The organism is Opitutus terrae PB90-1 (assembly GCF_000019965.1).
Classification (GTDB): Bacteria; Verrucomicrobiota; Verrucomicrobiia; order Opitutales; family Opitutaceae; genus Opitutus; species Opitutus terrae.
In genome coordinates this window covers 2,688,921-2,709,284 of sequence record NC_010571.1, presented here as the reverse complement: position 1 = coordinate 2,709,284, position 20,364 = coordinate 2,688,921, and the positions used below count along the sequence as shown (strand labels likewise).

18 protein-coding genes and 1 tRNA gene are annotated in these 20,364 nt (G+C 65.9%); 5 read left to right on the top strand and 14 right to left on the bottom strand.

Annotation, left to right across the window (positions count from 1 at the left end):
- Positions 1 to 96: 96 nt before the first annotated feature.
- The 3 genes from aroA to OTER_RS10680 are packed head-to-tail and all read left to right on the top strand — an operon-like array spanning position 97 to position 2,731.
- Positions 97 to 1,392, top strand: coding sequence for a 3-phosphoshikimate 1-carboxyvinyltransferase (gene aroA / locus OTER_RS10690; protein WP_012374933.1), 1,296 nt, complete (start codon positions 97 to 99; stop codon positions 1,390 to 1,392).
- Entirely contained in the window at positions 1,392 to 2,069 is a 678-nt protein-coding gene (locus OTER_RS10685; RefSeq protein ID WP_012374932.1) for a (d)CMP kinase, read from the top strand. Before aroA ends, OTER_RS10685 begins: the two co-directional genes overlap by 1 nt.
- On the top strand, positions 2,069 to 2,731 hold the full coding sequence (locus tag OTER_RS10680) for a lysophospholipid acyltransferase family protein (protein ID WP_148218081.1): 663 nt from the start codon (positions 2,069 to 2,071) through the stop codon (positions 2,729 to 2,731). The genes OTER_RS10685 and OTER_RS10680 overlap by 1 nt, the downstream gene beginning before the upstream one ends.
- A 34-nt stretch (positions 2,732 to 2,765) precedes the next feature.
- Here OTER_RS10680 and OTER_RS24065 read toward each other — a convergent pair whose 3' ends face one another.
- From OTER_RS24065 to OTER_RS10665, 3 genes are all read right to left on the bottom strand, one after another.
- A complete protein-coding gene (locus OTER_RS24065) occupies positions 2,766 to 3,566 on the bottom strand; it encodes a class I SAM-dependent methyltransferase (protein ID WP_012374930.1) in 801 nt (266 codons plus the stop codon).
- Positions 3,563 to 4,528, bottom strand: a complete 966-nt coding sequence (trpS, locus tag OTER_RS10670) for a tryptophan--tRNA ligase (protein WP_012374929.1) — start codon at positions 4,526 to 4,528, stop codon at positions 3,563 to 3,565. Before trpS ends, OTER_RS24065 begins: the two co-directional genes overlap by 4 nt.
- Positions 4,529 to 4,725: 197 nt before the next feature.
- Positions 4,726 to 5,418: an acyltransferase gene (locus OTER_RS10665; protein ID WP_012374928.1), complete on the bottom strand. Its 693-nt coding sequence runs from the start codon at positions 5,416 to 5,418 to the stop codon at positions 4,726 to 4,728.
- Between the two features lie 160 nt (positions 5,419 to 5,578).
- On the opposite strand from OTER_RS10665, the gene OTER_RS10660 reads away from it, so the two are divergent.
- Entirely contained in the window at positions 5,579 to 6,979 is a 1,401-nt protein-coding gene (locus tag OTER_RS10660; RefSeq protein WP_012374927.1) for an amidophosphoribosyltransferase, read from the top strand.
- Positions 6,980 to 7,123: 144 nt separating this feature from the next.
- Here the strand turns inward: OTER_RS10660 and OTER_RS10655 are convergent.
- From OTER_RS10655 to rnhC, 11 genes are all read right to left on the bottom strand, one after another.
- Positions 7,124 to 7,199, bottom strand: a tRNA-Gly gene (locus OTER_RS10655).
- Positions 7,200 to 7,291: 92 nt separating this feature from the next.
- Positions 7,292 to 9,466: a GumC family protein gene (locus tag OTER_RS10650; protein ID WP_012374926.1), complete on the bottom strand. Its 2,175-nt coding sequence runs from the start codon at positions 9,464 to 9,466 to the stop codon at positions 7,292 to 7,294.
- 185 nt (positions 9,467 to 9,651) lie between these two features.
- Positions 9,652 to 10,827, bottom strand: coding sequence for an outer membrane beta-barrel protein (locus tag OTER_RS10645; RefSeq protein WP_012374925.1), 1,176 nt, complete (start codon positions 10,825 to 10,827; stop codon positions 9,652 to 9,654).
- Positions 10,828 to 10,881: 54 nt separating this feature from the next.
- On the bottom strand, positions 10,882 to 12,714 hold the full coding sequence (locus OTER_RS10640; RefSeq protein WP_012374924.1) for a hypothetical protein: 1,833 nt from the start codon (positions 12,712 to 12,714) through the stop codon (positions 10,882 to 10,884).
- 22 nt (positions 12,715 to 12,736) lie between these two features.
- Positions 12,737 to 14,140 (bottom strand): sigma-54-dependent transcriptional regulator, encoded by a 1,404-nt coding sequence (locus OTER_RS10635; RefSeq protein ID WP_012374923.1) that lies wholly within the window; start codon positions 14,138 to 14,140, stop codon positions 12,737 to 12,739.
- 152 nt (positions 14,141 to 14,292) lie between these two features.
- Positions 14,293 to 14,946 (bottom strand): hypothetical protein, encoded by a 654-nt coding sequence (locus OTER_RS10630; protein ID WP_012374922.1) that lies wholly within the window; start codon positions 14,944 to 14,946, stop codon positions 14,293 to 14,295.
- Positions 14,943 to 15,212: a hypothetical protein gene (locus OTER_RS10625; RefSeq protein ID WP_012374921.1), complete on the bottom strand. Its 270-nt coding sequence runs from the start codon at positions 15,210 to 15,212 to the stop codon at positions 14,943 to 14,945. The genes OTER_RS10630 and OTER_RS10625 overlap by 4 nt, the downstream gene beginning before the upstream one ends.
- Positions 15,202 to 15,717: an RNA polymerase sigma factor gene (locus OTER_RS10620; protein WP_052300359.1), complete on the bottom strand. Its 516-nt coding sequence runs from the start codon at positions 15,715 to 15,717 to the stop codon at positions 15,202 to 15,204. Before OTER_RS10620 ends, OTER_RS10625 begins: the two co-directional genes overlap by 11 nt.
- Before the next feature lie 233 nt (positions 15,718 to 15,950).
- Positions 15,951 to 17,138, bottom strand: coding sequence for a two-component system sensor histidine kinase NtrB (locus tag OTER_RS10615; protein ID WP_012374919.1), 1,188 nt, complete (start codon positions 17,136 to 17,138; stop codon positions 15,951 to 15,953).
- A gap of 208 nt (positions 17,139 to 17,346) precedes the next feature.
- Positions 17,347 to 18,132, bottom strand: a complete 786-nt coding sequence (locus tag OTER_RS10610; protein ID WP_012374918.1) for a ribonuclease HII — start codon at positions 18,130 to 18,132, stop codon at positions 17,347 to 17,349.
- A gap of 105 nt (positions 18,133 to 18,237) precedes the next feature.
- Entirely contained in the window at positions 18,238 to 19,242 is a 1,005-nt protein-coding gene (rnhC, locus tag OTER_RS10605) for a ribonuclease HIII (protein WP_012374917.1), read from the bottom strand.
- Between the two features lie 76 nt (positions 19,243 to 19,318).
- Between rnhC and OTER_RS10600 the strand changes: the two genes are divergently transcribed.
- Positions 19,319 to 20,362: an A/G-specific adenine glycosylase gene (locus tag OTER_RS10600; protein ID WP_237702476.1), complete on the top strand. Its 1,044-nt coding sequence runs from the start codon at positions 19,319 to 19,321 to the stop codon at positions 20,360 to 20,362.
- The last annotated feature ends 2 nt before the right edge of the window (positions 20,363 to 20,364 follow it).

Genomic DNA, 20,364 nt, shown 5'->3' with positions numbered 1-20,364 from the left:
CTCGGCCCCCATCGACGACGGGCGCAGCGAGCCTGCGCCCCTGCCCGTCTCCTGGCCCACGTGTCGCAAGTGTGTGTCCCATCTCGCTGGTTACCCATGCCGCTGCCTGATCTCCTGCCGATCGCGCCGTTCACGCGCCCTGTCCGCGGCGAGGTCACGTTGCCCGGTTCAAAAAGCCTGACGAATCGCGCACTCCTGCTCGCGGCGCTGTGCGATCACCCGGTGGTCCTGACGGGCGCGCTGTTCAGTGAGGACACCCAGCTGATGGTCGCGGCGCTCCGCCGGCTCGGGCTGACGGTGTTCGCCAACGAACCGGCCCGCACGCTCGCGGTCTCGGATCAGGCGAGCGCGTTTCAAGCCAAGGCGCCCGTCGATCTGTTCGTGGGGCTGGCCGGCACCGCCGCGCGGTTCCTCACCGCGTTGTGCGCCGCCGCGCCGCGCGGCGTTTACCGAATCGACGGCGTGTCGCAGATGCGCAAGCGCCCGATGCGCGGCTTGATCGACGCGTTGCGTGCGCTCGGCGCCGAGGTGCGCTGCACCGAGCGCGAAGGCTTTTTCCCGCTGGAAATTCACGCGCGCGGATTGCGCGGCGGCCCCGTCGAGATCGATGCGAGCGAGAGCAGCCAGCTGCTCTCGGCCCTGCTGATGGTCGCACCCCTCGCCCGCGCCGCGACGCAGATCACGCTGACCAGCGACGTGCGCTGGACCTTCGTCGAAATGACGTTCCGGCTGATGGCGGAATTCGGCGTGCGCATCGACCACGCGGGTTCCAGCACGACCTTCGAGATGAAGGCGGGCCGCTACTCGGCGCCGAGTCGCTACGCGATCGAGCCCGACGCGACCGCCGCGAGCTATTTTCAGGCCCTGCCTCTGGTCGTTGGCGGCACGCTGGCCCTGCCGGGGCTGCGTCCGCCCGGCGACGGCTTGCAGGGCGATTCGGCCTTCGTCGACGTGCTGGCGCGCGTGCGCGCCCGCGCCGCCGGCCAGTTGCTCGAGGAGAACTTCCACGAAATTTCCGACACGTTCCTCACCCTCGCGGCGATCACGCCGCTGCTCGCCGGCCCGACGCGAATCACCGGCATCGCCCACACGCGCCAGCAGGAGACCGATCGCGTGGCCGGCATGGCCCGCGAGCTGATGCAGCTCGGCCAGCGTGTCGTTGAAACCCGCGGCGAGCTGGAGATTCATCCGCAGCCGCTGCGGCTCGGTGAGACGATTGAGACCTACGGCGACCATCGGTTTGCGATGAGCTTTGCGATTCTGGGTTGTCGCGATGTCCGCGGCGACGGCCGGCCGTGGCTCTCGATCCGCGATCCGGCCTGCTGCGCGAAGACTTTTCCGAACTTTTTTGAGTTGCTGGCGACGCTCCGCCAAAAATCGTTGGCAGACTGATGGCCCCATCCCCGTTCATCATCGTCGCCATCGACGGCGGCGCAGCGTCCGGCAAATCGTCCAGCTCCCGGACCCTGAGCGAGCGTTTCAACCTGCTGCACGTCGACACCGGCTCGTTTTATCGCGCCGTGACGGCTGAGCTGCTTCGCCGCGGCGCACCGGCCACGGACCTGGCCGCGGTGAAAACCGTGCTCGCCGACTTGAAGCTCGGCACGCGGCTGAACGGACGCTCGGCCATGATGGAGATCGGCGGCCGCGTGGTGCCCGACGCCGAGATCCGCAGCCTCGATGTGAACACCTGGGTCGCCACCTACTCGGCCATTCCCGAAGTGCGCGCCGCGCTGCTCGACTACCAGCGCGGGCAGGCGAACACGGCGCGGCAGCACGGCTTTCGTGGACTCGTGATGGAGGGGCGCGACATCGGCTCGAAGATATTTCCCGACGCCGATCTGCGCTTCTTCCTGTTCGCCGATCCCAACGAGCGTGCGCGCCGCCGGCAGCAGCAGGGTTTCCAGGATCAGGTGGCCAAGCGCGACACGATCGACAGCCAGCGGCTGAACGAGAGCCTGCGCGGCGCCACCGTGATCGACAGCACGTTTCTCACGCTCGAGCAGGTCGTCGAACAGATGGCCGCCGCAGTCGCGGCGAAACTCGGCGAAGCGCCGGCTCACCGCTGATGAACCGCTCTTTCCCGCAAGATCGGATGGATCCGATCTATGGCCTGTGCAACTACGTCATCTCAGTTGCGAACGACATCCTGTTCCGGGGGCAAATCTACGGTCAGGAAAATCTGCCGCGCGAGGGAGCTTTCCTCCTCGCCGCGAATCACCTCAGCTTTCTGGATCCTCCGCTCATCGGCATCCAGGTCCCGCGCCAGCTATGCTTCTTCGCCCGCAAGACCCTGTGGAAGCCGGGCGTGGCCTCGTGGTGGCTCGACGCGGTCGGCGTAATTCCTGTCGACCGTGACGGCGGCCAGGACGTGAGTGCGCTGAAGCGGGTGCTCCGTGCGTTGAAGGAAGACAAGGGGCTAATCCTTTTTCCCGAGGGCACGCGCTCGCCCGATGGCCAGTTGCAGCACCCCAAGCCCGGCGTCGGCTTCATCGTCTGCAAATCGCAGGTGCCTGTCGTCCCGGCGCGCATTTTCGGTTCCTACGAGGCGTTTGGCAAAGGGGTGAAGTTCCCGCGGTTCGGCACGCCCGTGTCGGTCGTTTTCGGCCGCCCGCTCAATCCGACAGTCTACGATGCGCTTGAGGCCGGCAAAGAGCGGTATCAAATCGCGAGCTCGCGGATTTTCGCGGAGATCGCGAAGCTGCAACTCCCGCGCGAGACGGTGGTCTAGGGATTCGCTCCTTTGCGGAGCGGGTCTCTGCCGCTCACCCCACCTTTGCGAACACCGCCGAAACAAACAGCGAGTTGCGCGGAAAACGGCGGATCTTCAGCGAGAATTTCGTAAGCCCGAGCGCGAACGAACGCGACACCGCCTTGAGCCCGTTCAGCAGGCCGAGGTCGAACACGATCCCTTCCGCAGTCCGCAGCCGGAACCCCGCGGCGGTGACGTGCTCTCGCAGCTCGGCGAAACTCCACTCGTTGAGGTGCTCCGAAATCCCGATCGGCCGCCCGATCCGCAGCACGCGGTGCAGCCGCTGCATCGCAGTGCGGTTTACTGTCGGATAACTCAGCACGAGCCGGCCGGCCGACTTCAGCGTGCGCCGAAATTCCGCCAGCACCCGCTGCGGATCGAGTACATGCTCCAGCGCCTCCACACAGACGATCTGATCGAACGTGCCGTCCGGAAAATCGAGCTGCTCCAGATTCATTTTCTGGAAGTGAAGATGAGCGATCGCGGCGTGCGCCGGATCGAACGCGTTGCCCGCAATGTCGACGGCCTGCACCTCCGCGCCGCTCGCGGCGAGCTGCGCCGCGAGCCGGCCGGTGCCGCAGCCGGCGTCCAGCAGCACCTGCCCAGGCTGCGGCGCCATCGCGCGAAACGCCGCGTGGTGGCGCTCCACGTGATAGAGCTCGCTGATGTTGATGCCAAACCGCACGCAACCGGCTTCGTAGCCGCCGCCGCGGTATTTTTCTTCGTAATACCGTTCGAGCTCCGCGTTGTCGCGAAACTGCAGCTGCGCCTCGTCAAGGATCCCCGCGTAGCCGCGGCGCCGGCGGCCGCTCACGCCAGCCCGCACGCCCGCCGCGCGCGCTCGAGGACAACCGTGGCCGTGGCCCGCGCGCGCTCGGCACCGTCCCGCAAGACGCCGTTCACGTAATCGAGGTTGGCCGCCAGCTCGGCGCGTTTCGCGCGCGCCGGGGCGAAGAAACTCCAATAATGCTCGAACAACGCCTTCTTCAGATCGCCGTAGCCGAGCCCGCCGGCACGCAACCGCTCCTCGGTCTCGCGCGCCACCTCGGCCGGTGCCACGAGCTTCAGGAGCTGGATCGCAATGTTCTGGTCGGCGTTAGGCTTCGGCTCGGCCGGCGTGCGCGAGTCCATCTTGATCCCCATGATTTTTTTCCGGATCGCTTTCTCGTCGCCAAAAATCTCCACCGTGTTGCCGTAGCTCTTGCTCATCTTCTGGCCGTCGAGCCCCGGCACGATCGCGGTCTCGTCGCGGATCTCCGGCTCCGGCACGACCAACGTCTCGCCGTAGGCCTGGTTGAACTTGATCGCGATGTCGCGCGTCATCTCGACGTGCTGCTTCTGATCCCTGCCGACCGGCACGAGATTCGAATCGAAGAGCAGAATGTCCGCCGCCATCAGCACAGGATAGGCAAAGAGCCCGAAGTTCGGCGAAATGCCGCGTGCCGTCTTGTCCTTGTAGCTGTGCGCGCGCTCGAGCAATCCCATCGGTGTAAGCGTGCCGATGATCCAGGTGAGCTCCGTCACTTCAGCCACGTCACTCTGCCGCCAGAACACGCTGCGCTTGGGATCCAGCCCGCAGGCGAGGAAATCCAGCGCCACGCCGAGCGTGTTTTGCCGCCGCTGCTCGGGATCGAACAGCGAGGTCATCGAATGATAGTCAGCGATGAAGTAGTAGGCCTCGCCGCGCTCCTGCAGCTCGATGGCCGGCTTCATCATGCCGAAGTAATTGCCGATGTGCAGCGTGCCGGAAGGTTGGATGCCTGAGAGGATGCGCATGACTGGAGGAATCTTTCTCTTTCTCGTGATCTTTCTCGGATCGAAAAGAGAGAACGAGAAAGAGAACGAGAACGAGAACGATTTTCTCCCCGGTTTGCCGAAGCGTCACTCGCTGGCGGCCAAACCCCACGGGCGCGACGCCCGTGCCCAGTGGCATGGCCGCCCCACCCTAGTCACCGGACTGGCCGGCGGGCGTCTCAGTCCCGTCGCGGCAGTGTCGCCAGCTCCCGCCGGTGGCGCGTCAGCGTGTTGGCCGGCAGCACGCCTCCGGCCGCGGTGAGCGGCGCGACGAGCGCGCGCCGGCCGAGCACCGTGCCCGGTTGCAGCACGCTGTTGCAGCCCACTTCCGCCGCGTCGCCGAGGATCGCGCCGAATTTCCGCAAACCCGTTTCGTGCACCTGGTCGCCTTCCCGCAGCAACACCGGCTGCTGGTCGAGCCGCAGGTTCGAGCAGATCACGCCCGCGCCGAGGTGCGAGCCATTGCCAAGGATCGAGTCGCCCACATAGGCGAAGTGCGGCACCTGCACGCGGTCGAGCAACAGGCAGTTTTTGAACTCGCACGAATTCCCCAGCACGCAACGCTCGCCGACGATTACGTTGCCGCGCACGAACGCGCCGGGTCGGATTTCCGTATGCGCCCCGATCCACGCCGGACCGATCAGGGTCGCGTGACCCGGCAGCCGCACGGTCGGATGCAGCCAGATCTGCCCTTCGACATGGATGCCGGCCGGGAACTTGATTTCCAGCGGCGGCATCGAGAACCCGGTGAGCGCCGGACCGATCCGCTTCAGCCATTCCCACGGCTCCACGTCCAACGGGAAGTGGGGTGCGAACGGGGCCAGCGAGGCGGGGAAGGTGAACAGATCGGAGGCTTTCACGTCGGTGTTCATGGCGTCACGACGCCCGCCCGGCAACGCGCGAATTGACGGCGTCGCACGTGGTCCGGAGTTCACACCGCGGGCGCGACGCCGACCAAGTTCCCGCGCATTTGGGATTGGCGCTTGTGTGACCGGTTCGCCAGCCGCAACATCCCGCGTCCTTTCGACTCCCATGGGTGGCTATTTTGGCGTTGTTTCCAAAACCGACTGCGTCGCGGATCTCTACTACGGCACGGATTACCATTCGCATCTCGGCACGCGCCGGGGCGGATTGGCCGTGCACGACGGCACCGCGTGCCAGCGTTACATTCACGACATCTCGAACGCGCAATTCCGTTCGAAATTCGAGTTCGACGTCATGAAGCTGAAAGGCCGGATGGGCATCGGCGTGATCAGCGATACCGAGGATCAGCCGTTGATGATCGGCTCGCATCTCGGCAACTACGCGATCGTCACGGTCGGCCGCATCGCCAACACCGCGGAGCTCGTCAAAAAGGCGTTCGGGCTGCGCTCGGCGCATTTTTCCGAAATGAGCGGCGGCGAGATCAACCCCACGGAGTTGGTCGCGTTGTACATCAATCAGGGCGCGACGTTCGCGGAGGGCATTCAGATCGCGCAGGAGGCGATCGAAGGCTCGTGCTCGCTGCTGTTGCTGACCGACGAAGGCGTCTATGCGGCGCGCGACAAACTCGGTCGCACGCCGATCGTCATCGGCCACAAGCCCGGCGCTTACGCCGTCACGCTCGAGAGCTGCGCGTTTCCCAATCTGGGCTACGAAACCGTGCGCGAACTCGGCCCCGGCGAAATCGTGCGCCTGACGGCCGAGGGCTTCGACGTCCTCGCCCTCGCCGGCCATCGCTCGCAGATCTGTGCGTTCCTCTGGGTCTACTACGGCTACCCGGCCTCCACCTACGAGGGCATCAACACCGAGGCGGCGCGCTACCGCAGCGGGGCCGCGCTCGCCCGCCGCGACTCCACGCCCGTCGATGTTGTCGCGGGCATTCCCGACTCGGGCACCGGGCATGCGATGGGCTACGCGCAGGAAAAACACATCCCGTTCCGCCGGCCGTTCGTGAAATACACGCCGACGTGGTCGCGCAGCTTCATGCCGCAGGACCAGCCCACGCGCGAGCTCGTCGCGCGGATGAAGATCATTCCGGTGCGCGAGCTGATCCAGGGCCAGCGGCTCCTGTTCTGCGAAGACTCGATCGTCCGCGGCACGCAGTTGCGCGACACCGTCCAGCGAATCTTCGACTACGGCGCGCGCGAGGTGCACATGCGCCCCGCCTGCCCGCCGCTGATCCACGGCTGCAAGTTTCTCAACTTCTCGCGCTCGAAATCAGAACTCGATCTCGCCGGCCGCCGCGCGATCAAGGAGCTGGAGGGCCACGATGGAGCGCCGCCGGCCGCCTACGCGCAACCGGACACGCCGCAGTGCAAGGCGATGGTGGAGCGGATCCGGCAGCGGCTCGGGCTCACCACGCTGCAATACCAGCAGCTGGATGATCTGGTTGGCGCCATCGGACTGCCGAAAGAAAAGCTCTGCACCTACTGCTGGGACGGGCAGGAATAGCTGACGCGGGAAGGTGCCCGGCATCCGCGCCGGGCTCGCGTTGACCACGGCTCCGAAACGCCGCGCCGGGACGGCGGGTTCCACCAGCGCGCTGGCGCATCTACCAACAAAAAAAGCCGCTGATGATCAGCGGCTTTTTGAAAATGGAGCGGGCGAAGAGACTCGAACTCTCGACGTCCACCTTGGCAAGGTGGTGCTCTACCAACTGAGCTACACCCGCAGAGCAGACCGCAAGAAGTAAGGTCCGCCCCGGCTCCGTCAACTGCTATTTTGAAAGATTGCAGGGCCTCTCCGGACACGCTGCCGGCCGCACTACGCCGGGTCCTTGCGCTCGGGTTCGCGCAGCACCAGCCGGTCGCCTTCCACCGCCGGCGCAGCTTGGTGCGCTGCGCTCGGGCCGGGGCGATGCCGCCGATGCGAACCGTCGCTGTAGTAGGAGTAATTGTGCGTGTAGTAGCCGTAGTCGCCGCCGGCGTTCTCCGGCACCTGCGTGAGCACCACGCCTAGCAGCGGCGTCTTGATCGCTTCCACGATCTGCTGCGCGCGCAGCACCATGCTTTGCGGATTGCGCCGGTGCTGGATCAGCAGCACCGCGCCATCCATGACGCTGGCGAGCACGCTCGCATCGCTCACGCCGATGATTGGCGGCGAATCGAACAGGATCTTGTCGTAGCGGCCGCGCAGCGTCGCGATCAACTCCTTCAACCGGTTCACCTGCAGCAAACCGAGCGTGAAGCCCGGCACGCCCCCGCTCGGAATGAAATCGAGGTTCGGCGCGAGCTCGCGTTGCACGATCGTCTCGAGCGGCTGGCGGTTCATCAACCAATCGCTCAAGCCCGGCTCGCGCGGTCGCTCCGCCAGCCGGTGCTGCGCAGGCCGGCGGAAATCGGAGTCGATCAGCACGACGCGCTCGCCCGCCGCGGCGGCCAGCCGCGCAAGTCGGAAGAGCGTGGTCGATTTCCCTTCGCCCGGGCCCGCCGAAAAGATCACCAGCGAGGCCGGCTGCCCCGGCTTCAGCGCCAGATTCAGATTCGTCTGCAACACACGATACGGCTCGGCCTCCGCGGGATCTTCATCGCCGCCGAGCGGATCCGTCTGACGCGGAATGACGCCCAGCACCGGCAGCTTCAGCCGCGTCTCCACATCGCCCACCGTGCGGAAGCTCGTATCGAAATATTCCAGCAGCAGCGCCGCGCCCACTCCGAGCAACGAGCCGAACACGAGCGCGAGCGCGATGCTCAGCGTCCAGTTGGGCCGGCTGGGATAACGCGGCGGCTCCGCCGTGTTCAGGATCTCGATCGTGCGCTTCGGCACTTGAAAATCGATCTCCCGCTGCCGGAGCGTGAGCTTGAGCGTCGTCAGCAGCCGCGTTTCGTCCTCGAGTTTTTGCGCCGCCTCCTCGAAGGGCCGCATGCGTTCCCGCGCGGAGAGAATCTGCGCCACTTTCGCCTGCGCCAGCTGGTTCTTCAGCTCGGCAACGCGCGAGTCCGCCTCCTGATACGCGATTTCGAGCGCGCTTTCATAGCCGCGTAGTTGCCCGTCGAGCTGCTCGCGAATCTTCGCGCGGTTGTCCACCGCCGCGATCAGATCCGGATGCGCCTCGCCGAGCCGCGATTGCAGCCGCGTGACATTCTGATCCGCGACGAGATAGGCCTGCAGCAGATTCTGGATGTTCGTGTCCTGGATCAGCTCGGAGTTGACCAGGCTCAGCCGGTCAGCCGGGGCGATGCTCTTGAACCGCTCCCACCGCGTGCGCCGGCCGATCGCATCGACGCTCAGCGCGATCAGCGAGTTCTGCATCTGCCGCAGCGTCTCGATCTCCATGTCGGAGTAGCGCGCGTTGAGGTCGACGCCGGAAATGTTCAGGTCCTTGCGCAGTCGCTCGACCGTGTCGCGCTGCGCGCTGACCACCTGCTCCTGCGCCTCGAGTTCCTTGCGCAAATGCGCCAGGCCCTCGCGCTGCTCCGACGTCGCGAGCGCGATCCGATCGTCCGAATACACCCGCGCAATTTCGTTCGCGATCGCGGCCGCGAGCGGCGGCTCCTGCGCGTACACGTTGATCTCGATCAGCGAGGAACTGCGCTGCGATTCGACTGCCAGCATCTTGTTGAGCAGGTAGCGATAGGTCATCGCCGACGGCAGCGGCCCGGTCGCACCGAGCAACGGCGCCAGGCGCGTGTTCAATCCAAGGTTCTCGATCACCGGATAGAGAATTTTCTCCGACTGCATGATCTTGAACTGATCCTGCAGGAAATACGGATCGTAGTAGCTGCTGCTCTGCGCCTGGAAAAGCTTCACCTCGCCCTCCGGCTTCTCGACGCGGATCTTGGTCGTAGCCAGATACCACCGCGGCAGGAACGCCGTGACTACGATCGTGGTGATCAGGACCAGCCCGAGGATCAGCGCGATCAGGGCCTTCCGCTGACGCAGCAATTGCATGAAATCGGCAAGCGAGGCGCTGTCCTTGCTGGCGGAGGTGGGAACCATGAGGTCGCGGAGAGCGAACGGCTGGCCGCTCAGCCCGGCAAGCTCATTGTCGTCACGGAACCGTGAAGCAGCGGCTGCGGGCTGAACGGTAGGGCGAACCGTCCCGGTGAGCCAGAGAGCGGGCCGACTCGTGCCATCGGCTCGGCGGAACGCCTCGCCCCACCTCTGCCGACCTGCGGATTTGCTCAGAACGCGTAGCTTGCGCTCACGCCCACGCGATCGCGATCCTGGCCGCGCCCCGGCACGTCGGACTCGATCTGATCGTGGTCGTAGCTCGCGGAGAAGGCCCAGTGCGCCGTCGGCAGCCAGGTCAACCCGAGCCCCACGCGCGTGGTCGTCTCGTCAAAATCGCTCGTGCCGCGCCGGCCCTGCAGCTGCGAGGGCTCGTAGGTGATCGATGCGGAGGCCACCACGAGCGCGCTCACGGCGTGCTGCACGTTGACGAAGAGCCGGTTCACCCGCGTGTCGGTGAACGTCGCCACGTTCGACGTCTCCTCGAACGTGTGCATGTAGCCCGCGCTCAGGAACGACCTCTTGGCATAGTCATACTTGGCCGAAAATTCCGCATAGGGGCTGGTCGTATCGGTCTCGGCCGAGCGGGAGCGCCACTGCGCGCCGAGCCGGCCCGTGATCGCCAGCTTCCGCGCGACGGCGTAATCGAACCCGCCCATCAGGAAGTCGGTCTGCTTATCCTTGGTGCTGCCCCCGGTCCGATAGTTGATGTCCTCGTGCCGGTATTCCGCGACCGCTTTCAGCTCGGGCACGACATCATAGCTGCCCGCGACGCCGTAGAGATTTTCCGTCCGGTCGAGGTTTCGGCCAAGCGTGGCGTTGTCGTAGTTGAAGTTAACGCTGCGCGCCTTGACCGTGGCGCCGAGCTTCGGCAGCGGTGAGGCTACGAGGCGACCATTGAGTTCGTTGCGCTTGAACGACTGATCGGTGTTCACCGGCAGGCCCGCCAGCAGCGACTCGGGATTCTTCGCGATCTGATAGGTGTCGCTCAGGTCGATGTTCGTGGAGCTAGAGAACGCGTGCGCCAGCCGCGCGGTGAGGTTGTGGCTGTCGAGCGTCTTGTCGCCCGGCCGGTCCACGAAGTGATCGATCACCAACCCATAGGCGAATTGCGCGAACGTCTGGTCGTCCAGTGAGCCGCTGTAGGCCAGCGTCGGGGCGGCCTGATAGACGAAGCTGCTGATCGCCCCTTCGTCGGCGCCGAAAATATTGCTGTCGTACATCACGCCGGCGCGCAACGTCACGGTCCAGTCCTTCTGCAACTCCTGCTCCGGCAAGGGCGCGTAGACGGCACGAGCCGGCACCACCGCAACGAGCCCAAACGCCAACAACACCCGGAGAGAGTTCATCAGTTTGAAATCTGGAGCGGACTGACGCTACGTCGCCGCCGCCACGGGGTTCAATTACTTTCCCCGCGGCGGGGGCAGCGCTGGGTTCATCAACACGTACAGGTTCTCCGCGAGTTTCTGCGGCGCGCTCAAGGGAAACTCCGGCGGCAGCCGGCCGGTGAACAGGCCGGCGTAGATCCGGCCCCACTCGCCGAACAGATCGGTCGCACGCTGCAGCGAGCCCGGCACGACCGGACGCGCGGCGAGCTCGGAGAAAAACGGCCGGTCCAGCGTCCGCGGCGTGAGCAGCAGTTCGGCCAGCGGTTGCTCGAGCGTTATCGCATAAAAATCGCGGAGCTTCACCGGCTGCGACCAGACCCGTTGTCCGCCATACCACGCGGCGCCGGCCGGCACATCCGCCATCAGGCCGAAGCGCTGATCGGCGTCGCGCCGCTCCAGCTCCTGGCGCATCCCGATGAAAAGCCCGGGGAAATAAGGCGGATACTGGAAATGCAGCCGGCGCGGCTCGATCGCATCACGCAGCAACGGCAGCGCGTGCACGCAGAGCAAGGCGGTGGCGCAGAGTCGCGGCCACTGGCTGAGCTGCGCGTTGCTCTCGATCAGCACAAAGAAGAATCCCGCGCCAAACACGATGATCACCGGCGCGAGCCAGCCGGCGACCAGTCGTTCGCTCTCACCGGAGTTCAGCGCCGCCTGCGCGACCAGCAGCACCGCCAGCGCGAGCATGAACAGCCAGCGCAGCCGGTTCACCGCCGCGGCGCGAAACGTGTAAATGCACCCGGCCACGAAGAACGCCGTGAACCACATCGCCCCACCCGACCAGAGCCGCGCCTGCACGCTTTCCTGCAGGCTGGTGAGCGTCTTGTTCCCGACTTTGTTCAAATTGATCCGCGGCAGCTCGGCGGCGAGGGTGTTGCGGAATGCCGCCGGTTCTGCCGTGGGATCGCCCGCCTTCAAGGCGACATTCTGAATCGCAAGCCCCGTGGGCGTGCCGCTCACCGCCAGATTTCGCACGATCCAGGGACCGGCCGTCACCGCGAACCCCGCCGCCACGGCGGCCAGCGCCAGCCAGCGCGCACGCCCGCGAAACCGCAGCGCCGCATAACCGAGGGCCACGATCACCAACGCTCCCGCGGAATATTCGGCAAGGAACAGCAGCCCGCAAATCAGGCCAAGCAGCGCCAGCCAGGTTTCGCGCCGTGCGGCCAGCCGCCCCCAGGCGCCGCGATCCGCCGTCACGGCGCCGCCACTTTCCGCCCACCCTTCCGCGCGGTGCCAGACAAGGAACGCCGCCAGCGCGAGCACCATCAGCAAAGGCGCGCCACTCAGCACGACCGTCTGCTGCCAGACACCGACCGACAGCAACACCCCCGCCATGGCGAGCCAGCCGGTGCGCGCGTTGAACAGTTCCCGGCCCAGTCGGAAAGTCAGTCCGACGGCGAGCCACAGGAGCACGACATTGATCCCGAGCAGGAGATAGTCGGCCGCAAATCCGTCCGGCGGCACAGGCGGTGACGCGAACAACGCGCCACGCGATTCGCCGGGCAGCAGCCCCAACGCGCCCGCGATCACCATCCCGTAAAGCGGCGCGTGGTAGAGCTCAGGATACGGCCTCGCCGCATCGAACTTCCGTCCGTGCTGCTCAAGAAACGCGGCGGCTTGCGGGTAATTGACCGGGGACGAGAACCCCCGCCCTTCCGCGAGCTGTCGTCCCAGCCCCGCCTGCAGCAGCGTCGCCTCGCTGGTCGCGCCGTGAAATTGTTTCCAGGCGACGAGCAGCGACAGCACCAGCACGCCCAGCAGCGTCGCCGCCAGCCGGATCCAACGCGCGCCGGCGCCCAATTCGAGCCAGTGAATCAGCTCCTGGAGAGTGCGCGGTCGCGGCATGCGGGCAGGACAGGCGTCCGGGCTAGTCCACGACGTCGAGCTCGGGCCACTGCGCGATCTTGCGATGCAGCGTGCGCCGGCTGATGCCCATCAGCTCGGCGGCCTTGGTGCGGTTGCCGCGCGACTTGATCAGCGCCTCTCGCAACAGTCGCTTTTCGTTTTCCTCGACGGAGAACGACGTCGGCACCGCGCCGCCGAGTACGGTCGAGCCCGGCGCGCCCGGCGTCGGTGCCGGGCCGGTCGCGCCCGCCAGGGTGGCGTCCCGGTATCTCGGTTCGAGGTCGTATTCCGAGAGGCTGCGGCCGCGCCGCAACACCACGGCGTTCTCACAAAAGTTCCGCAGCTCGCGGATGTTGCCGGGCCACGGATACGCCTGCAGCGTGGCCAGCGCGCCCGGCTCGATCGTCAGCGGCGGGACGCCGTTTTCCTCGGAGAACGCCGTGATGTAGTGCCCGAGCAGCAGTGGAACGTCCTCCGCGCGCTCGCGCAGCGGCGGCATGGTGATTCGCACCACGTTCAGCCGGAAGAAAAGGTCCTCGCGGAACTTCCCGTCGCGCACAAGTTGTTCGAGAGTGCGGTTCGTTGCCGCCACCAGCCGCACATCGAGATCGATCGGCTTGGAACCGCCGACGCGCTCGATCGATTTCGTCTCCAGGAACCGCAGCAGCTTCACCTGCGTCGACGCGGATATCTCGCCGATTTCGTCAAGAAACAGCGTGCCGCCGTCGGCGGACTCGAACCGGCCGATCCGTCGTTCCGTGGCGCCGGTGAACGAGCCTCGCTCGTGGCCGAACAGCTCGCTCTCGAGCAGGTTCTCCGACAGCGCCGCGCAGTGCACCGCGAGGAACGGCCCGCGCGACCGCGAGCTCGACTGGTGAATCGCCTGGGCGATCAGCTCCTTGCCGGTGCCGGACTCGCCTTCGATCAGGATCGTCGCGCGCGACGGCGCGACCAGTTTCACCCGGTCGATGACTTCGTGCAGCTTGGGCGAGTTGCCGATGATGCCTTCGAAACTGAACTTCTCGTCGAGCCGCTCGTGCAGCTGCTTCACCTCGACCTCGAGCGTCTTGGCCTTCAGCGCCCGCTGGATCAGCACCTCCAGGCGCTCGATGTTCACCGGCTTGGTCAGGAAATCCACCGCGCCGCGCTTCATCGCCTCGACCGCCGTCTCGATGTTGCCGTAAGCGGTCATCATCAGCACGGCGGGCCGGTTCGGCTGCGCCAGCGCCTTGTCGATCACCTTCAGCCCCGATTTGCCCGGCATGCGCAGGTCCGTGACGATCACGTCGAACGGCTGCGCATCCATCAGGTTGAACGCCTCGTCCGCGCTCGCAGCCAGTGACACGTCGTAGCTGTCGACCAGCGCCTGCTGCAAACCCTCGCGCGTGTGCTTTTCGTCATCGACGATCAAAACGCTCGGCACCATGAGCTAGCAGTCAGTCCGCGCCATCGGAAGGGTCAAATGGAAAGCGGGAACCCATGGCACGGGCGTCCCGCCCGCGGAGCCAGCGCGCCGCCGATGCCGAGAGAACCAAGCGCAGCGCATGGGCGAGACGCCCATGCCCCATCACCGCCCCGCTACTTCTTTTGCTTCTCCGCTTCCTTTTCGCTGACCAGCCGTTGCGCGATCGGCGCGAGCTGGCTCAGCGTCAGGCTCGGCGGCGGGGAGGAATCCACGAGTTCGAGGAACTTCGTCCGGCGCTGCTCCAAAATCGTGCGCAGTTGCGCCTGCTGCTCGGGCGTGAGATTGAGATCCTTCGTATTCCACTCCAGTCGCATCGGCACGACGACGATCGCGAGCATCTTGTAGAGCGGCTTCTGCTGCAGCCGGATGATTTCCTCGGAGGTCAACGGCGTGGGCGCGTTGAGCGCGGCGTCCTCTTTCTCGCGCAGGTCGGCGTATTTCTTGATGATGCCCTGAAACGTCTCGCGCTGCCGCGGATCGAGGATGGTGAGGATGTCCTGATCCATCTCGCGATCGATCTCGAGCATCCGCGCGCGGAAATGCTCCACTTGCGGCCGCAGCCGCTCGATCTCCGCGGCGAGATGCGCCGGATTCGGCGCCGGGGATTTCGCGGGCGCGGCGCCGGTCTTCTTCTCCGGGGACAACTCGCCAAGCAGCTGCGGCGGTTTCGGAATCTTGCACGAATTGCGCTCCGTCCACACGCCGGCCCCGTAGCCCGCGCCGAGCACGATCACCGTCAGCACCGCAATCAACAGGCGTTGTTTCATCGGAGCAGGCTCAACTGCTCGGTTTCCGCGGCGATCTGTTCCCAGCCCGCGAGATTGCGGGCGGTTTCATCGGCGGTGACCCGGGCGTGAACGAAGAAGATCACCACCAGGCAAACGGTGGCGGTGGCAGCGCTCAACAGGCATTGGCTGGCGAACGTCGGCGCGACGGCTCGCGCCGCGCGCAACGTGCGCTCCGCAAATCCGGGGCGGAGCAGACGGGCGGCGTGCTCATTCAAGGCGAACCAGGCGTCGGTTTCAGGTTTCATGTGGTCGTTGATAGTGTTGACGGAGTTTTTCGCGGGCGCGGTGCAGCCGGGCCTTCACGGCCATCACGCTCGTGCCGGTGACCGCGGCCATCTCCACCTGGCTGCGCCCTTCCTGCGCGAGCGCGAGCAGCGCGCGGTCCTTGGGCGGCAGTTGCTGCAGCGCATGCCGCAGCGCATCGAGTTCCTCGGAATCGACGGCGCCGGCCGGCTCGGGCACATTCTCGTGCTCCGCGCCGAAGGGCGTGAAAATCCGCCGCAGCTTCTGCCGGCGCAGATGATCGATGCAGGTGTTGCGGGCGAGCCGGAACAGCCACGCCTCGAATTGCGCCACCTCGTGCAGCCGCCCGAGGGCGCGGATCATCTTGATGAACACCTGCTGCGCCAGATCCTCCACCGCATCGCTGCGACCCGTGATCGCGTAGATGAACCCGGCCAACCGGCGCTGATAATTGATCACAAGCGTCCGCTGGGCGTTCTCGTCGCCCTGTTGCGCTTGGCGAACCAAGTCGCCGAGTGCGGCCGCTGCAGACTGTTCCGAGAGGGAGCATGCGTCTGTCTGGCCTGACGGAGGAGCTGTTGGGAAGTTGCGGATTTGACTTTCATTTCGGACCGCCCCCCGGCCTGCAATCTTTCTTCGCAGGATCGACGTTATCGCCCGGAGAGTGCGCGGCTTCCGCAACCGCCGTATCTCGCAGCCGGACGCGCGCATCAGACATGCCCTGACGGCGCGCCGGGAAGTCATCCCTGTTCCAGCATCCGCACGCGCCGGTCCCGGCGGGGGAACTGCAGCGTGACGAGCGTGCCGACGCCTTCCTTGCTCTCGATGCCGATCTGCCCGCCATGATCGCGCATGATCCGCTGCACGATCATCAGCCCGAGCCCGTGGCCGCCAGCCTTGGTCGTGTGGTACGGCTGGAAGAGCCTGATCAAGTCCTCCTGCTTGATCCCCGCACCGTTGTCGCCGAACAGTAGGTAAACGTTGTCGTCGTCCGCGTGGGAACGGACCCGCAGCCGCCCGCCCGGCTGCATCGCGTCCGCGGCGTTCTTCATAATGTTAAAGAACACCTGTTTCACCTGATTCCGGTCCGCCATCACCAGCGGCAGGTCGGCGGGCGTTTCCACCTCGACCTCGATCCCGCGATCCGCGAGCTCGCCCTGCTGGAACCGCAGCACTTCGTTGAGCACCTGGGCGAGCTGTGTCTCCACCAAATCCGGCACGCGCGGCCGGACGGCCTCGAGAAAATTGGTGATGATGCCATCGAGCCGCCGCACCTCCGCGCGACAGATCGCAACCGAATCCTCGAGCGCGGCCACGTCCTTGTCCTTCGCGGTTCTCGCCTTCTTCAGCCGCCGCTCCATCAGCTGCAGGTGGATCGTCAGCGAATTGAGCGGATTGCCTAGCTCGTGCGCCACGCCCGCCGCCAGCAGGAGGATCGACGAGGTGCGCTCGTTCTCGATCCGCGCCTCGGTGGTGCGTTTCTCCAGCGTGATGTCCGAGAGAATCACCGCGAACCGCCGCGGCCCGCCCCGGTTCTCCATCCGGAACGGCACCATGTAGAGCCGCACGGTGCGAGGCTCCGGGTAAGTGAGCTCGAACTCCCGCGCCACGACCGGCAGCGCCGAAACGCCGTTGCGCCCCAGTGCCGGTTCCAGCGACGGCCGCAATCCGGGCGCGAGCCGCCAGAGCGTCTGGCCGGAAAGATCTTCGTCGCCGAGTCCGATCAGCCGCTGGGCCGCGCCATTGGCGTATTCGATCCGCGCATCAGCGCCGAGGACGAGCACGCCTTCCTGCAGCGTGTTGAAGATCTCCTCGAACAACCCGCGTTCACGCGCGAGCCGCTGCACCAGGTTCGTGAGGTTGACGGAGTCGAGCGCCTCCACGCGGCCCAGCACGCGATCAAGCGATGAATTTTTCTTGCCCGGCATGCGCGCAGTTGTGGCCAGTCGATCGCGGGTTGGCAAGGAGCGGGCGAAAATGGTCGGACGCCGCGATACCCTCCTCGCGCCACAGCAATGTAGGGCCGCCGTTCACCGGCGGCCGAGAAGGAGAACGATGTTCCGCACGCGCTCGCGGCCCGCGGCGGGTTCGTCAGGCTCACCGCAGGCGAGCGCCGGCCCTACATCCCGCAGCCCCCTACTCCTCCTCGATCAGCGCCGTCGTTTCCGCGACCAGGAACTCCATCTGCGCCGGATCCATTCGTTGCGCGAAGAGTTTTCGCAGGAACAGATCGCGGTGCTGCGCGCAGCGCCCCAGCCGCAGGAGCGCCTCGCAGTGCTCGGGCGTGCCGTAACCCTTGTGCTGCGCGAATCCATACCCGGGATGCTTGAGCTCGAGCTCGCACATCAGCCGGTCGCGCTGCACCTTCGCGACGATCGAAGCCATCGCGATGCACAGCGAACGCGCGTCCCCGCTGATGATGCTGTGGTGCGGATACGGAAACTTCCGCATCGCGAGCCCGTCGAGCAGGATCCGGCACGACACCGTCGGCTGATAGGCCGCCAGCTCCTCCGCCGAGGTGAACAGATCCGGCTCCGTTTTCTGCTGAAACGCGGACGGTGGATAGATCGCTTCGAGTGCGCGCTGCATCGCCAGCTTGGTCGCACCGAGGATGTTCAGCTGTTCCACCTCGGCCACATCGGCAACGCCGAAGGTCGCGTGGATCTGACCTTGGTTCACCAGTTCTTCGAACTCCGCCCACAGCTCCTCCCGCATCGCCGGCGTGAGCTGCTTCGAATCGTTCACCCGGCCGGCCTTCGTCACGGCCCACCGGCCCTCGAGAAATTCCTTGGTGACCATCACGGCGCCGGCGACCACGGGACCGGCCAGCGCGCCACGGCCGGCCTCATCGACGCCGATGAGTCCGCTGAGCCCCTCGATTTGTTTCAGGTCAAACGCGCGAAGCTGTCTGCGTTTCGGCATGGATTTAGACTGGCAGGGCGCGGATTTCGCTCCGCACCGGGACTACGAACGATGCCTGCGGCGGCGAGAGTACTCGCCGCCCTACCGGTTGATCCCCGTTTTCCTTCACCATTCCATCTTCTCCTTCGGTTCGGGCAGCGGCAACTCATCCAGTTTACCTGCCGCTGACACAACTTCGTAGGCCGTGCGGAAGTGCAGCTTGGCGAAATCGCCGAGGGCCCGCGCCCCGAATTTCGCGATGATCTGTGCCGCCTGCTCCTTCACCAGCGGCCCCGCGCCCTTTTGGAGCTTCGCGCCAAACCGCTTCGAGAGCTGGTGCATCTGCCGCACGAATTCCGCACGCGCCACGACCGATGCCGCCGCGACCACCGGATCCTCTTCCGCTCGCGTGCGCATTTTGAGCTCGAACTCCTTCACGCCCTTTTTCGCGAGCTCGCGCTGCGCCAGCGGCTGCTCGGTAAACTGGTCGAGCAGCCCCCACTTCACCGGCTTGGCCGCCAGCGCCTGGTCCAGCGCGGTCGCATGCTGCCAGGCGAGCAGCCGGTTCAGGTTCGCGCCGGGCCGCGCCATCAGCTCGTTGTATTTCGGCATGCCGCAATAGCACGTGCGCACCACCACGCCCGGCGTTTCGCGGATGAGTTTGTCCAATTCGATGATCCGCGTCTCCGCGATCTTCTTGGAATCCTGCACGCCCGCCTTGCGCCACGCCTCGATCGCGGGCTTCTCCGCGATGACGGTCGCCGCGATCACCGGTCCGAAAAAGTCGCCCTTGCCGCTCTCGTCGAGACCGGCATGCGGCTCGAACCAGTCGGGGTGCAGCACCTCGTCGTAGCCCAGCTTGGCCGCGCCGGTGATCTCCGGCTCGAGCGTCATCGTGACAAACTCCTCCGTGCCCTTGCCGGCCACGACCACCTTGCCGCTGGTGTAGGCGGCGAGATTGATCCGCGCCGGGTCCGATTTGAACGCGAACCGCGTGTAAGCCACCTCGACCGGCGTGAACCCGCGCGCCTCGCAGATCCCGCGCAGCTTCTCCATCTGGGCGTCGTCGAGTTTGATCGTGTAGGAGGAGAGCTTTTTCGGAGCCTCCTCCCCGGCGGGCTTTTTCGGCATGAGGGGATTGGGCCACAAAAAGCACAGAAAGCACAAAAAGAATCTGCTTGGGCTGTCCGACAGTTTTGTGCCTCTTGTGCCTCCTGTGGCCCTCTCCGGTTCGCTGCTCGATCGTCACGCTGAATTCCAGTCCGCCCTGCTCGGGTGGTATCGCGCGCACCAGCGGCGACTGCCATGGCGGACGGAGCCATCGCTCTACAAGACGGTCGTGAGCGAATTCATGCTGCAGCAGACGCAAGTGAAGACGGTCCTGCCCTACTACGACCGCTGGCTCGCCGTGCTGCCGAATTTCGCCGCGCTCGCCGGCGCCTCCGAAGCGCAGGTGCTGAAACTCTGGGAAGGACTGGGCTACTATTCGCGCGCCCGTAATCTCCACCAACTCTCGCAGGCGATCCACGCGCTGCCCAAGCCGCCGCGCACGCCCGAAGCGTGGCGCGAGCTGCCGGGCGTCGGCCCCTATACCGCCGCGGCGATCACGAGCATCGCCTTCGGCGCGCCCGCGGCCTGCGTCGACGGCAACGTGGTCCGGATTCTCGCCCGGCTCACCGCCAATCGCACCCTGTTCCGCGATTCGGCCAGCGCTGCCAAAACCTTCACTCCCCTCGCCCAGGCGCTGCTGAGCCCGTCCGCGCCCGGCGATCACAACCAGGCGATGATGGAACTCGGCGCGACGGTCTGCGTGCGCCAGAATCCGCTCTGCCTGACCTGCCCCGTGCGTCCGTTCTGCGCGGCGGCGCGCGCGGGCGATCCGGAAAGCTACCCCCGGCTGGCGCCGAAGAAGATGGAAAAACGCACGGTCACCCGCGTGTGGTGCCAGCGCGACGGAGCGCTACTGCTGCACCGCGCGGCCGACGACGCGCGGCGATTCGCCCGGATGCATGAGCTGCCCACCGCGGAAGACGCGGGGTTTGATCCCGCACGTTTCGAAAAACGAGCCCCGCTCGTCGTGAAACGCCGCGGGATTACTCGCTTTCAGATCACCGAATCGATCCACCTCGCGCCGCCACCGCGAAAGCTCGGCGCCGGATTTGTCTGGGTGCCGGTCGCTGAGCTCCACGCGATCACGCTCTCTGGCCCGCACCGCCGCTGGATCACGGAGATCCTCGCGCGTTCGGTTTGATT

Excerpts from the sequence above, each read along its gene's own strand:
- aroA (WP_012374933.1), top strand. The coding sequence starts at position 97 with ATGCCGCTGCCTGATCTCCTGCCGATCGCGCCGTTCACGCGCCCTGTC.
- OTER_RS10685 (WP_012374932.1), top strand. The coding sequence starts at position 1,392 with ATGGCCCCATCCCCGTTCATCATCGTCGCCATCGACGGCGGCGCAGCG.
- OTER_RS10680 (WP_148218081.1), top strand. The coding sequence starts at position 2,069 with ATGAACCGCTCTTTCCCGCAAGATCGGATGGATCCGATCTATGGCCTG.
- trpS (WP_012374929.1), bottom strand. The coding sequence starts at position 4,528 with ATGCGCATCCTCTCAGGCATCCAACCTTCCGGCACGCTGCACATCGGC.
- OTER_RS10665 (WP_012374928.1), bottom strand. The coding sequence starts at position 5,418 with ATGAACACCGACGTGAAAGCCTCCGATCTGTTCACCTTCCCCGCCTCG.
- OTER_RS10660 (WP_012374927.1), top strand. The coding sequence starts at position 5,579 with ATGGGTGGCTATTTTGGCGTTGTTTCCAAAACCGACTGCGTCGCGGAT.
- OTER_RS10650 (WP_012374926.1), bottom strand. The coding sequence starts at position 9,466 with ATGGTTCCCACCTCCGCCAGCAAGGACAGCGCCTCGCTTGCCGATTTC.
- OTER_RS10645 (WP_012374925.1), bottom strand. The coding sequence starts at position 10,827 with ATGAACTCTCTCCGGGTGTTGTTGGCGTTTGGGCTCGTTGCGGTGGTG.
- OTER_RS10640 (WP_012374924.1), bottom strand. The coding sequence starts at position 12,714 with ATGCCGCGACCGCGCACTCTCCAGGAGCTGATTCACTGGCTCGAATTG.
- OTER_RS10635 (WP_012374923.1), bottom strand. The coding sequence starts at position 14,140 with ATGGTGCCGAGCGTTTTGATCGTCGATGACGAAAAGCACACGCGCGAG.
- OTER_RS10630 (WP_012374922.1), bottom strand. The coding sequence starts at position 14,946 with ATGAAACAACGCCTGTTGATTGCGGTGCTGACGGTGATCGTGCTCGGC.
- OTER_RS10625 (WP_012374921.1), bottom strand. The coding sequence starts at position 15,212 with ATGAAACCTGAAACCGACGCCTGGTTCGCCTTGAATGAGCACGCCGCC.
- OTER_RS10615 (WP_012374919.1), bottom strand. The coding sequence starts at position 17,138 with ATGCCGGGCAAGAAAAATTCATCGCTTGATCGCGTGCTGGGCCGCGTG.
- OTER_RS10610 (WP_012374918.1), bottom strand. The coding sequence starts at position 18,132 with ATGCCGAAACGCAGACAGCTTCGCGCGTTTGACCTGAAACAAATCGAG.
- rnhC (WP_012374917.1), bottom strand. The coding sequence starts at position 19,242 with ATGCCGAAAAAGCCCGCCGGGGAGGAGGCTCCGAAAAAGCTCTCCTCC.